Origin of the sequence: Aeromonas sp. Y318-1, assembly GCF_027706125.1 — a bacterium.
GTDB lineage: Bacteria > Pseudomonadota > Gammaproteobacteria > Enterobacterales > Aeromonadaceae > Aeromonas > Aeromonas hydrophila.
The window spans coordinates 20,351-33,091 of the sequence record NZ_JAPDCM010000005.1; the positions used below are offsets into that span (position 1 = coordinate 20,351).

General features: G+C 60.9%; 10 protein-coding genes. 9 read left to right on the forward strand and 1 reads right to left on the reverse strand.

Features of this window, described 5'->3' with window-relative positions; genetic code table 11:
* The first annotated feature begins 31 nt into the window (after positions 1-31).
* The 5 genes from OKB87_RS08890 to OKB87_RS08910 all read left to right on the forward strand — a co-directional run bounded on the left by OKB87_RS08890 (position 32) and on the right by OKB87_RS08910 (position 6,063).
* Positions 32-1,057: an ABC transporter permease subunit gene (locus OKB87_RS08890; protein ID WP_011707197.1), complete on the forward strand. Its 1,026-nt coding sequence runs from the start codon at positions 32-34 to the stop codon at positions 1,055-1,057.
* Positions 1,054-2,097 carry an ABC transporter permease gene (locus OKB87_RS08895; RefSeq protein WP_161785144.1) on the forward strand — a complete coding sequence of 348 codons (1,044 nt, stop codon included), beginning with the start codon at positions 1,054-1,056 and terminating at the stop codon, positions 2,095-2,097. The genes OKB87_RS08890 and OKB87_RS08895 overlap by 4 nt, the downstream gene beginning before the upstream one ends.
* Before the next feature lie 81 nt (positions 2,098-2,178).
* Entirely contained in the window at positions 2,179-3,996 is a 1,818-nt protein-coding gene (locus OKB87_RS08900; RefSeq protein WP_270827176.1) for an extracellular solute-binding protein, read from the forward strand.
* Positions 3,997-4,021: 25 nt separating this feature from the next.
* On the forward strand, positions 4,022-5,065 hold the full coding sequence (locus tag OKB87_RS08905; RefSeq protein WP_270827177.1) for an ABC transporter ATP-binding protein: 1,044 nt from the start codon (positions 4,022-4,024) through the stop codon (positions 5,063-5,065).
* Entirely contained in the window at positions 5,062-6,063 is a 1,002-nt protein-coding gene (locus tag OKB87_RS08910) for an ABC transporter ATP-binding protein (RefSeq protein WP_270827178.1), read from the forward strand. Before OKB87_RS08905 ends, OKB87_RS08910 begins: the two co-directional genes overlap by 4 nt.
* Positions 6,064-6,745: 682 nt before the next feature.
* Here OKB87_RS08910 and OKB87_RS08915 read toward each other — a convergent pair.
* A complete protein-coding gene (locus OKB87_RS08915; RefSeq protein WP_270827179.1) occupies positions 6,746-8,197 on the reverse strand; it encodes an aminoacyl-histidine dipeptidase in 1,452 nt (483 codons plus the stop codon).
* 918 nt (positions 8,198-9,115) lie between these two features.
* On the opposite strand from OKB87_RS08915, the gene gpt reads away from it, so the two are divergent.
* From gpt to proB, 4 genes are all read left to right on the forward strand, one after another.
* Positions 9,116-9,583 (forward strand): xanthine phosphoribosyltransferase, encoded by a 468-nt coding sequence (gpt, locus tag OKB87_RS08920; RefSeq protein ID WP_011707189.1) that lies wholly within the window; start codon positions 9,116-9,118, stop codon positions 9,581-9,583.
* 119 nt (positions 9,584-9,702) lie between these two features.
* A complete protein-coding gene (gene frsA, locus OKB87_RS08925; RefSeq protein ID WP_270827181.1) occupies positions 9,703-10,971 on the forward strand; it encodes an esterase FrsA in 1,269 nt (422 codons plus the stop codon).
* A gap of 61 nt (positions 10,972-11,032) precedes the next feature.
* Positions 11,033-11,425, forward strand: a complete 393-nt coding sequence (gene crl, locus OKB87_RS08930) for a sigma factor-binding protein Crl (RefSeq protein WP_011707187.1) — start codon at positions 11,033-11,035, stop codon at positions 11,423-11,425.
* A 160-nt stretch (positions 11,426-11,585) separates the two neighbouring features.
* Positions 11,586-12,689 (forward strand): glutamate 5-kinase, encoded by a 1,104-nt coding sequence (gene proB, locus OKB87_RS08935; protein WP_011707186.1) that lies wholly within the window; start codon positions 11,586-11,588, stop codon positions 12,687-12,689.
* Positions 12,690-12,741: the final 52 nt, after the last annotated feature.

The following is a 12,741-nucleotide window of genomic DNA, read 5'->3' on the forward strand; positions in this document are numbered from 1 at the left end:
CATAAAAGAACAACAAGGACGAGGTTCCACCATGCTGTCGTATTTCTTACGTCGGATGCTTTTGATCATCCCGACGTTTCTCGGTATCACCCTGCTCGTCTTCACCATCACCCGCTTCGTGCCGGGCGGCCCGGTCGAACGCATGCTGTTGCAAGCCCAGGTTTCTCAGAACGAATCGGGCCGCTCCAGCGGCAGCAAGGGGGCGCAGGCGCTCTCCGACGAGCAGATCGAGGAGCTCAAGGCCTTTTACGGGCTCGACAAGCCCATGCTGGTCGCCTATTGGGAGTGGCTGCAGAAGCTGGCGGTGCTGGATCTTGGCGAATCGACCCGCTATTACGAGCCGGTGTGGGGCCTCATCAAGGACAGGTTGCCGGTGACCGCCTTCTTCGGGCTGGCGACCTTTCTGCTCAGTTATGCCGTTTCCATTCCGCTCGGGGTGGCCAAGGCGCTCAGGCACAACAGCCGCTTCGATTCGCTCAGCTCCATGCTCATCTACATGGCTTATGCGCTGCCCGCCTACGTGGTGGGCATCTTCCTCATCACTGTGTTCGCGTTCCATCTGGAGTGGCTGCCCATGGGGGGCTTCCCGGGGGACGAGTTCGACGGCATGGAGAGCAGTTGGGATCAGATCCGCACCGTGTTCGCCCATGCCCTGCTGCCGCTCATCGCCTACGCCATCGGTGATTTCGCCATCCTCACCATGACCATGAAGAACAGCCTGATGGAGAACCTGTCGGCGGATTACGTGCGTACCGCCGTGGCCAAGGGGCTGCCGTTTCGCAAGGCGGTGACCGATCATGCCATGCGCAACAGCCTGATCCCCATCGCCAGTCACTTAGGATCGGTGCTCACCGTCTTCTTCGGCGGCTCCTTTCTCATCGAGACCATCTTCAACATCGACGGCATCGGTCTGCTCGGCTACGAGGCCATCGTCGAGCGGGATTACCCCACCGTGATGGGCATTCTGGCCATCACCTCCATGTTGATGCTGGTGGGCAATATCGTCTCCGACATCTGCGTTGCCCTGGTCGATCCCCGCGTGCGGTTTGGAGAGTGAACATGAACCCTGTCACCTTAAAAAAACTCAAGCGTTTCAAGTCGATCAAGCGCGGTTACTACTCCTTCATCATCTTCACCACCCTGGTGCTGCTTTCCTTGTTGGCGGAGCTCTTGGTCAACAGCCGGGCACTGATGGTGAGCTATCAGGGGGAGCTCTATTTTCCCACCTATGGCGACGTGATCCCGGGTCAGCAGTTTGGGCTCGATTATGAGTACGAGACCAACTATCGCCAGCTAAAAGCCAAATTCGCCGCCGATGGCAAGGGGGATTGGGTGGTGTTGCCGCCGGTGCCCTGGAACCCCTATGAGCAGGATTTCAAGCAGGACGCCTACCCACCCTATGCCCCGAGCCTGGCCGAGCGCCACCTGCTCGGCACCGACACCAGCGGTCGCGACGTGCTGGCACGGCTGGTCTACGGCTTTCGCATCGCCATCGGCTTTGCCTTCATCGCGCTGGTGGCCAGTTATGCCATCGGGGTCACCATCGGCTGCATGATGGGCTTCCTCGGCGGGCGGTTTGATCTGGTGCTGCAGCGCTTTATCGAGATCTGGTCCCAGGTGCCGTTTCTCTACGTCATCATGATCCTGGTGTCGCTGGCCAAGCCCAACTTCGGCCTGTTCGTGGCCATCAACGTGCTGTTCGGCTGGATGGGCATCACCTGGTACATGCGCACCCTCACCTACAAGGAGCGGGCGCGAGACTACGTGATGGCGGCGCGGGCCCAGGGGGCCGGCACTGGGCGGATCATCTTCCACCACATTCTGCCCAACACCCTGATGATGATCGTGACCCTGGCGCCGTTTGCCGTGGTGGGCAACATATCCACCCTGACGGCGCTGGACTATCTGGGCTTCGGCCTGGCTCCGCCCACCCCGAGCTGGGGGGAGCTGCTCTCCCAGGGCATCAACAACCTGGATGCCATCTGGATCGTGAGCTCTGTGGTGGCGGCGGTGAGCCTGGTGCTGATCATGGTCTCCTTCATTGGCGAGGCGATCCGCGAGGCGTTCGATCCGCGTAAATTTACCCGTTATCAGTGACCTGGGGCGGGCTTGTGGCCCCGGTTGCTCACCCTTGAATCGACAAGCCCCCAGTGCAGGGGCATGACCTGGAAGTCAAACATGAAAAATAAAATCAAATGGATAGGTGCTCTCTTTGTGCTGGTGAACGGCTCCTGGGTGTGGGCGGCCAGCCTGCCTGCGGATCTCAAGTGGGAGACCAATGACACCGACCCCGTGTTCGCCTCGCCCAAGGCGCTGCCGGGTGGCAGCATCACCATGTTCGTGGACAGTTTTCCACTGACGTTTCGCACCGTGGGGCCCGACTCCAACGGCGCGTTCCGCTCCTTCATCATGGACAACCAGCTGAGGCTCATCAGCTTCCACCCCAATACCGGCAACCCCATTCCGTCGCTCGCGACCCACTGGGCCATCGCGCCGGACAACCAGACCGTCTACTTCAAGCTGGATCCGCGCGCCAAGTGGTCGGACGGCAAGCCGGTGGTTGCCGATGACTACACCTTCGGCTACGAGATGATGCGCTCCAAGGACATCAAGGGGCCCTGGTTCAACAACTACTACACCACCGAAGTGGTGGCGGTGGAGAAGGTTGACGACCACACCATTCTGGTCAAGGCGGGTACCCGCAAGGCCAAGCTGGACCTGCTCAACACCACCGAGCTGTGGCCGCAGCCCAAGCACTACTACAAGCTGACCCCCAACTGGGTGAAGCAGTACAACTGGGCCGTGGTGCCCACCACCGGCCCCTACGTGATGACCGACGTGAAGAAGGGCAAGTCCATCACCTTCAGCAAGCAGAAGGAGTGGTGGGCAAAGGACGATCGCTACAACCAGCACAGGTTCAACCTCGACACCATCAAGGTGCAGGTGATCCGCGATCACAACATCGCCTTTCGTCACTTCCTGAAAGGGGAGCTCGATACCTTCGAGATGATCCTGCCCAACTGGTGGCATGAAAAAGCGGTCACTCCCGAATACAAGCAGGGATACGTGCAGAAGGTGATGGCCATGACCGACACCAAGCAGGGCGGTCAAGGGCTGCATCTCAATATCGCCACTCCCAAGCTGGCTGACCTCAACGTGCGGCTCGGCATCCAGCATGCCCTCAACATCGACAAGATGATTAAAACCGTGCTGCGTGGCGACTACGACAGAGCCACCACCTTCGGCTCGGGTTTTGGCGAGTTCACCGACATGCAGCTGCCGGAGCGGGCCTACGACATCAGCAAGGCGCGCGACTACTTTGCCAAGGCGGGTTACAGCAAACCGGGGCCGGACGGCATCCTGCAGAACGACAAGGGGGAGCGGCTGACCCTCGCGCTCACCTACACCAGCCAGGAGCACTCCAAGCGGTTGACCGTGCTCAAAGAAGAGGCCAAGAAGGCTGGGCTGGATCTGGAGCTCAACCTGGTGGACGGCGCCACCGGCTTCAAGGCGATGCTGGAGAAGAAACACGAGGCGGCCTGGATGGGCTGGGCCGGCGGCGGTCTCTATCCGCAGTATTGGGAGTCGTTCCACTCGGTCAACGCCAACAAGCCGCAGACCAACAATTTGTTCAACGTGGCCGACAAAGAGCTCGATGGGCTGATCGACGCCTACAACGTCGAGTTCGACATGGCCAAGCGGGCCGAGATCTCTCGCCAGATCCAGCAGCGTATCTATGATCTCGCCATCTTCGTGCCCGGGGTGCAGCTCAACTACGTGCGGGCCAGCAGCTGGCGTTACGTGATGCTGCCCGAGGTGCCCGCCACCAAGAACACGCCGGATCTGCTCTACTGGCCCATGGATGGCTACCCTCACAGCAGCGGCGGCCTGCTCTGGCTCGATCCCAAGGTGAAGGAAGAGACCCTGAAGGCCAAGGAGGCAGGGGAGGCGCTGACGCCCATCAACCTGCTCGACAAGACTTATGCACTTCATTGATATGGCGCAGAAGGGAGCAGCAGTCATGTCCAACACACAGGCTCCCCACCCCGGCGCCCGGGATCATGGGGGGGATGACAAGAGCAAGGCCCCCATTCTGGAGGTGCGCGATCTGGCGGTGGAGTTTGCCGTCGACGACGGCAAGATCAAGGTGCTCGACGGGGTCAGCTTCAAGGTAGCCCCCGGCCAGACCCTGGGGGTGGTCGGCGAGTCCGGCTGCGGCAAGAGCGTCACCTCGCTCGCCATCATGGGGCTGTTGCCCAAACCCCATGGTCAGGTGGTGGCGGGCTCCATCCGCTTTCAGGGGGAGGAGCTGCTGTCGCTTGCGCCGGATCAGATGTACAAGGTGCGCGGCAACCGCATCTCGATGATCTTTCAGGAGCCGATGACGGCGCTCAACCCGGTGCAGACGGTCGGCGATCAGCTGATGGAGGTGTTCCACCTTCATCGTCCCGATTACAGCAAGGCCCAGCGCAGGGAGGCGGCCATCGCCATGCTGCAGAAGGTGGGGATCCCCGAGCCTGCCCAGCGCTTTGCCGTCTATCCCCACAACCTCTCCGGCGGCATGCGCCAGCGGGTGATGATCGCCATGGCGCTCGCCTGCGAGCCGGCGCTGCTCATCTGCGACGAGCCGACCACGGCGCTCGATGTGACCATTCAGGCCCAGATCCTGGAGTTGATGAAGGAGCTGCAGGCCCAGACCGGCATGGCCATCATCTTCATCACCCATGATCTCGGGGTGGTGGCGGAGCTGTGCGACGAGGTGGTGGTGATGTATGCCGGCCGGGCGGTGGAGCAGGCCGACGTGTTCGAGCTGTTTGACCACCCGCGCCATCCCTATACTCATGGTCTGATGAGCTCGATCCCGCGGCTCGAAGATGAGCCCAAGAGCCTGCTCAGGACCATCAAGGGGCAGGTGCCCGCCCTGCACGAGATGCCGGCCGGATGCCGTTTCTCCAACCGTTGTCCCCATGCCACCGAGATCTGTGTGAGCGCCATTCCGGCCACCGAGCAGCTCGCCGAGCGGCATGGGGTGGCCTGCCACCACTGGAGGGAGCTAGCCGTATGAAGACGCTTTTATCGGTGCGCGACGTGAAGCAGCACTTCCAGCTGGGCGGCGGCTTGTTGCGCAAGAAATATCATGTCTACGCGGTGGACGGCATCAGCTTCGATCTCAAGCAGGGGGAGACGCTGGGGCTGGTGGGCGAGTCCGGCTGCGGCAAGTCGACCCTGGGGCGCACCCTGCTCAAGCTGTTCGAGCCGACCGCCGGCAGCATCACCTTCGAGGGGCGCGACATCACCCACCTCCGGCCCAAAGAGATGCGATCTTTGCGCCAGGAGATGCAGATCGTGTTTCAGGATCCTGCGGAATCCCTCAACAGCCGCCACACGGTGGGGCAGATCCTGGAGGAGCCCTTCGTCATCCACGGCAAGGGCAACGCCGAACAGCGGCGCGTCTGGGTGCTGGAGCTGCTGGAGAAGGTGGGGCTGCCCGGCAGCGCGGTGGATCGCTATCCCCATGAGTTTTCGGGCGGCCAGCGCCAGCGCATCGGCATTGCCCGGGCCATCGCCCTCAAGCCCAAGCTGTTGGTCTGTGACGAGGCGGTGTCGGCGCTGGATGTGTCGGTGCAGTCCCAAATAGTCAACCTGCTGCTCACCCTGCAGCGGGAGATGAACCTCGCCATCATCTTCATCGCCCACGACCTGTCGGTGGTCAAGCACATCTCGGATCGGATTGCGGTGATGTATCTGGGCCGGATCGTTGAACTGGCCGAGGCCCAGTCGCTCTACCTGGCGCCCCGCCACCCCTATACCCAGGCGCTCATCTCGGCCATTCCGGTGCCGGACCCGCGTCGGCGCAGTCAGCGCATCCTGCTGACGGGGGATGTGCCGTCTCCCATCTCGCCGCCGAGCGGCTGCCACTTTCATCAGCGCTGCCCTTACGCCGGCGAGCTGTGCCGCACCAAGGCGCCGAGCCTGCAGCCGTGCGACGGGGCCGATCATCAGGTGGCCTGCCACACGCCGTTGCCGCTGGCCGAGGCCATCCCCCTGGGAAAGGCGGTATGATGCCGGTGCCCGCATCGCAGCAAGATGGCACGGGAAACAGCGAATAAAAAATGGGGCCTGCGGGCCCCATCTTCATGGTTGGAGTTCAGGTTTGGCCGTGGAACATCTGGCCAGGGCAGGACAGCTCCCCCGCAAGGGGATGGCTGCTGTGTGGATTGCTGTTTTTTGTAATTTTACTACTTAAATGTTCGATCACGCTTTCACGAAATTGCCCGCTGGCGGCATCAGGCGCCATAGCGGAAGTAGTAGTTGCGGGTTGCTGGCGCATAGGTATCTTTCTCTACGACGCCTTTCTTGCTGGTTACACCCTTCAGGTGGAACAGAACTGCCAGATTCTCAAACATATATTCACCTCATTGCTCTGTCGTTGATTTGTTATCTGTGACCTGGGTCACGCTTTGATCCTATGGTCTTCTGTGAGCTGGATCAACTTTTTGTGTTGTAAATTTACATAAATCATAGAAAGGGTTTTCAAATCCAAGGTTGCTTATGGAGACGGTTTCAGCAGGCTCTCAGATTGACACCTGATGGTCTGGCTGACGGGTCTGGATGAGCCACGGATGGGGGCGGCAGAGCCGTCCGGCGGTTTCGAGGGGAAACATGCCAAGGGTGGGAGCAGGCAAAAAAATACCCCGCACCTGGCGGGGTATGTGGTGTGGCCGGTCGGCCTTGGCCTGCGGGTTTATTTGGCCGGGATCTGTTCCAGCACGTGAACCAGCAGTTGCCAGAACCGCTCGACCGCCGGAATGTGCACCTTCTCACCCGGGGCGTGGGCGCCGCGGATGGTCGGGCCGAAGGAGACCATGTCCCACTCCGGGTAGGCGCTCTTGAACAGACCGCACTCGAGGCCGGCGTGGATCACCATGACGTTCGGCATCTCGCCGAACAGGGTCTGGTAGCTGCTCCGTACCAGCGCCATTACCGGGGAGTCCACGTTCGGTGCCCAGCCCGGGTAGGCGCCGGTAAACTCGCAGCTGGCGCCAGCCAGATTGAACAGGGAGCGGGTCATCTGTTCGACGCTCTCGCGACCGGAGTCGATGAGGGAGCGGATCAGGCACTGCACATACACTTCGCCATCCTGGGTCTTGATGACCCCCAGGTTGGTGGAGGTTTCGGTCACGCCCGGGATGGCATCGCTCATGCGGATGACGCCGTTCGGGCAGGCCATCAGGGAGTCCAGCAGGCGGGCCTGCAGGGACTCGCTCATCAGCTGGGCCGGTTTTTCCTGAGTGGTGAGCAGCACGGTCAGGTTGGCTTCGGTGGCGGCGAGCTCGCTCTGGTAGATGCCGGTATAACGGTCAACCAGGGCCTTGAATTCGTTGACGCTGGCGGCGGGCACCAGCAGCTTGGCACGGGCCTCGCGCGGGATGGCGTTGCGCAGGGTGCCGCCATGGATCTCGGCCAGACGCAGGCCCAGCGGCTCGGCGGCCTTGAGCAGACGCACCAGCAGCTTGTTGGCGTTGCCGCGGCCGCGATGAATGTCGACCCCGGAGTGGCCGCCGCGCAGGCCCTTGACCAGCAGCTCGAAACCTTCACCCTCGGTGGCGGCGACCAGCTCCAGCGGGAAGCGGATATTGGCATCCACCCCGCCGGCGCAGCCCATGTAGACCTCGCCATCCTCTTCGGAGTCGGTGTTGAGGAGGATCTCGCCTTCCAGCCAGCCCGCTTCCAGACCGAAGGCGCCGGTCATGCCGGTCTCTTCGTCGGTGGTCAGCAGCACTTCCAGCGGCCCGTGCTTGATGGTCTTGTCGGCCAGCACGGCCAGGCAGCCGGCCATGCCCATGCCGTTGTCGGCGCCCAGGGTGGTACCGCGGGCAGTGACCCATTCACCGTCGATGTAGGCATCGATGGGATCCTTGGTGAAGTCGTGCTGGGTGTCGGCGTTGGCCTGCGGCACCATGTCGATGTGCGCCTGCAGCACCACCGCCTTGCGGTTTTCCATCCCCGGCGTGGCCGGTTTTTTGATGATGATGTTGCCGACGGAATCTTGCTTGACCGCCAGACCTTCCCCTTGTGCCCATTGGACGATCCAGGCGCTCAGCTGGGCTTCGTGCTTGGAAGGGTGGGGGATGGAGCAGATCTGTTCGAAGAAATGCCAAATCAGTTTGGGAGAGAGAGAACTAAGCTGTGCCACGTCGGGACTCCTTACCAGCACGGAAGATGACAGGGCCCCGGTAGCGGGGCGAGCAAGAGGATAACGATAATACAGTCAATCACACAAAAATGTGAGCGATCAGCGCAAATTGCGGGCGGCTTGTGCTGGCAAGCGGGGGAATGGCAGCGTACAGCTCCGGTATGGACGAAACGAACCAGCACAAAAGAAAATTTGTGACTCGCATCACAAAAATATTGAGTTTATGGCGCCGGCTGGTAAATTAATGACCGTGGTTCGCCACCCGTCAGGATGACGATGAATGCCTCCAGGGAACCGAAGCAAAGCAAGTGCGCCTCCATGGAACCGAGTGTCCGTTCAAGGATCTGAACCCGCATTAAGGTACGTAACTTGTTAAGCAATCAGGAGTTTATGATGTCAGGCAGCAATTCAACCTATTGGTTCGCCCAGTCTCTTTATACCCAGGGTTTCAACTATCCGAACCCCTACGCCAGCCGCCGTTAAGGCAGGTTGCCGGCCGGGCTGACAGGCAGATCGAAAACAGCAGGCGAGTGAGGAATCCATCCTCCCCCTGCTATTTTTTTATCTGCTGCTCGGCGAACTCCGCCTGGGAGAGGGAAAAGAGGGAGTCAGCCGGACTTGCTTCGATTTTTTTCCTGCATTTCGCATACGTTTGCCAGTCAATTTATCCGCAAACGATGGTATCATGCCCGCCCAACAGCCTGTCTGCGGTCCTGCTCCCTCTGTGACATGACCGCCAGCTCTGCCCATCCTGCTTCCATTGCATCTGTTTTCGCTGCCGAGGGTCTTCATCCCGAGGCGGCCGCGGTGCAAGCCGAATTTGGGAAAAAGGGCCGTCAGCATTAACGAAGTCACGTGCATCAGCACGGATTTTTAAGTCGTAACTGATTGTTTTTATAACTCGTTGAGATCGATAGCATGCCAAAAAAATTCTACGTATCGTGGGACAACCTGCAACGTGAAGCGCGCCGTCTGGCCCGTCGTCAACTGCCCGTCAGCCAGTGGAAAGGGATCATCGCGGTCAGCCGCGGCGGCCTGGTACCGGCTGCACTGATGGCGCGTGAACTTGGCATCCGCAACGTCGAAACCCTGTGCATCTCCAGCTATGACCACAACAACCAGCGTGATCTGGTGGTGGTGAAGGCCGCCACCACCGCGGGTGACGGCGAAGGCTGGCTGGTGGTGGAAGATCTGGTGGACACAGGCACCACCGCCAAGGCAATCCGCGAGCTCTACCCCAAGGCCAAGTTCATTGCGATCTTCGCCAAGCCGATGGGTGAGCAACTGCTGGATGACTTCGAAGTCGCCATCCCGCAAGACACCTGGATCGAACAGCCGTGGGATATGGCGCTGGAGTTTGCCACGCCGATCTGCGACGAAGAGTAAGCAGCGAATCAGCTTCACAGGGCTCCTATATGGAGCCCTGTTTTTTTGTGGTGCAACTGGCTGCCGGGCGGGAAAAGTGGTTAAGATGGAGCCATTGCATGACAGTATGAGTAATAGCTTTGGACTTGAACGACGACCTTAACCTGACCGAGAAGCTCTTTACCCGGGTAAAAAAGGTGCTGGAGACCTCGGAAGTCTCCAACTCCAGCCCGGTCGCGGAGCAGGATGACAATGTCGACGAGACATTCATCGACGGTTCCATGTCATCGCGCTGGTATCGTCTGCTGCGCCGGCCGACCTGGGCCTGGCAAGGGGCGGACCCGGTCGAGGTGGAGCAGACCCTGGCCTGCATCGCCATGGGAGAGGGCGAGCGTACCCACGAGTGCTTCCTGGATACCATCAAGGGTTATGTGCCCGGCAACTGGGTCTATGAGTGGAGCCAGCTGGCCGGCCGCTACTTCAACCGGGGGCGCGAGCTGGTGGCACAAGGCGAGCGGGCCGCAGCCCTGAAAAGCCTGCTCAAGGCGGTGCGCTACTACTCCATCGCCAGCTATCCCCATCTGAAGAATGACGAGCTGGCGGATCAGGCCCAACTGCTCGGCAACATGGCCTACCGCGAGGCGGGACGCCTGTTCAAGGTGCCGCTCAAGGAGCTGCAGGTGCCGTTTCGCGGCAAGCACATTCAGGGCTACCTGCACCTGCCGACCACCGACAAGCCGGTGCCCCTGGTCATCGTCAGCGGTGGCATCGACTCGCTGCAGGTCGACTTCCTCAATTTCTATCTCAAGTGCCTGGAGCCCAACGGCATCGGCATGCTGTCGCTCGATATGCCGGGCATCGGCTATGCCGAGCATTGGCCGCTGGTGCAGGACACCAGCCGGCTGCATCAGGCGGTATTGAATCATCTGTCCGAAGTGGCCTGGGTCGATCATCAGCGCATCGCCATGGTGGGTTTTCGCCTGGCGGGCAATGTGGCGGCGCGGCTCGCCTTCATCGAGCCGTTCAAGCTCAGGACCGTGGTCTGCATCGGCGCCGGCGTCAACCAGGTGTTTACCAATCAGGAGATGTTTGCCCGCTGCCCGCGCATGATGCGCGACGGGCTGGCCAACCGGCTGGGGGCCGATGCGGCCCAGTGGGAGTCGCTGCGTACCAAGTGCCAGGTATTTTCACTCAAGACGCAAGGATTGCTGGGGACTCGCACTTCCGTGCCGATATTGAGTATTGGACACAAGAAAGATTTTATTTGTCCCGAGCAGGATGTCCGGGCATTGGCGTCCGCCAGCCGTAACGGCAAGGCGGTGGTGTTCGACAAGCAACCCTTGCTGGAGGTATACGACGAGGCGTTGAAAGAGATGGTCGACTGGCTCAAGAAGCACCTATGTACATGATATAGCGCTAAAATATAACGTCATCCCAGGGTGATGTGGCTTGTTCAACAGGGAGGTTAACATGTCAGAAAGAGTGACCTACAAGCGACTGCTGAGGCAGTTTGCCGCGATTGGCCCCTATTTACGTGAGGACCTGTGTGAAGAGGGGCGTTACCGTTTCGACTGCCTTTCCGTTTGTGTCAGCGCCAAGCCGGCGCCGGACAAGCGGGAGTTCTGGGGCTGGTGGCTGGTGCTGGAGCAGCAGGATCACAGCTTCAGCTATCACTATCAGGTCGGCTTCTACAACGCCGAAGGGGAGTGGCTCAACAAGCCGCTGCCCAAGAAGCATCAGGCAGAGGTCGAACGTACCCTCAATCATTTCTACAAGCTCATCAGTGACAAGCTGCATCAGCTTGGTTGCCAGCTCGCTCCCGCCGAGCAGGTCACCAACGAGCTGACCGTCACCGCCGCCTGATGACCCGCCGCCCCGCCAGCCACCCATCGGCTGGCGGGGCGTTTCTTTGCTGCTTGCTCCGCTTTGCCTGCACCCGCCTCTGCCCTGGTGTTAATTGCCTTGCAGGGCAACAGGGCCGTGGGTATAAAGGGATTCCTTATATTTCAGCCTTTTTGCTCCCATGGAAAACAGAACCATAGTCGTCAAACTGGGCACCAGCGTGCTCACCGGGGGATCTTCCCAGCTCAATCGTGCCCACATGGTCGAGCTGGTCAGACAGTGTGCAGCCTTGCACCGTCACGGCCACAGGGTCGTGGTGGTCACCTCGGGGGCCATCGCCGCCGGCCGTGAGCATCTGGGCCACCCCCCATTGGCGCCAACCCTGCCCAACAAGCAGATGCTGGCGGCCGTCGGCCAGACCCAGCTGATCCGGGTATGGCAGGATCTGTTCAACCTCTATGGGTTGCACATCGGTCAAATGTTGCTGACCCGCGCCGATCTGGAGGACAGGGAGCGTTACCTCAATGCCCGCGACACCCTGCGCACCCTGCTCGATCACCGCATCATCCCGGTCATCAACGAGAACGACGCGGTGGCGACTGCCGAGATCAAGGTGGGGGACAACGACAACCTCTCCGCCCGCGCCGCCATCCTGGCCGATGCGGATCTGCTGATCCTGCTCACCGACCAGAAGGGGCTGTTTACCGCCGATCCTCGTACCAACCCGGATGCCCAGCTCATCGAAGAGGTGCAGACCATCGACGACACCCTGCGCAAGCTGGCGGGTGACAGCGTCAGCGGGCTCGGTACCGGCGGCATGGCCACCAAGTTGCAGGCCGCTGACGTGGCGCGTCGCGCCGGCGTCAATGTGGTGATCGCCACCGGCCAGATGCCGGAAGTGGTCGGCCGTCTCGCCAAGGGCGAGCGCATCGGCACCCTGTTCCCGGCGCTGGCGTCGCCGCTGGAAGGGCGCAAGAGCTGGATCCTGGCAGGGCCTCCTCCCCACGGCGAAGTGCAGGTGGATCAGGGCGCCGTGGCCGCCATGCAGGAGAAGGGCTCCAGCCTGCTGCCCAAGGGTATAGTGGCGGTGAAGGGCGATTTCGTGCGTGGCGATGTGGTGCGCATTCTCGACCCCAAGGGGGCCGAGCTGGCGCGCGGTATCTGCCGTTACAATCATCTGGAGCTGGACAAGCTGCGCGGCGTCCATTCGGACAACATCGAACAGGTGCTGGGTTACGGCTACGGTGCCGTAGCCATTCACCGCGACGACATGGTGCTGCTGTGAGTCGCCAGCCGCTGCCACGCAAGGGCAGCGGCACATCAAGATAAGGGGGGAC

Excerpts from the sequence above, each read along its gene's own strand:
- proB (WP_011707186.1), top strand. The coding sequence starts at position 11,586 with ATGGAAAACAGAACCATAGTCGTCAAACTGGGCACCAGCGTGCTCACC.
- crl (WP_011707187.1), top strand. The coding sequence starts at position 11,033 with ATGTCAGAAAGAGTGACCTACAAGCGACTGCTGAGGCAGTTTGCCGCG.
- gpt (WP_011707189.1), top strand. The coding sequence starts at position 9,116 with ATGCCAAAAAAATTCTACGTATCGTGGGACAACCTGCAACGTGAAGCG.
- OKB87_RS08890 (WP_011707197.1), top strand. The coding sequence starts at position 32 with ATGCTGTCGTATTTCTTACGTCGGATGCTTTTGATCATCCCGACGTTT.
- OKB87_RS08905 (WP_270827177.1), top strand. The coding sequence starts at position 4,022 with ATGTCCAACACACAGGCTCCCCACCCCGGCGCCCGGGATCATGGGGGG.
- OKB87_RS08910 (WP_270827178.1), top strand. The coding sequence starts at position 5,062 with ATGAAGACGCTTTTATCGGTGCGCGACGTGAAGCAGCACTTCCAGCTG.
- OKB87_RS08900 (WP_270827176.1), top strand. The coding sequence starts at position 2,179 with ATGAAAAATAAAATCAAATGGATAGGTGCTCTCTTTGTGCTGGTGAAC.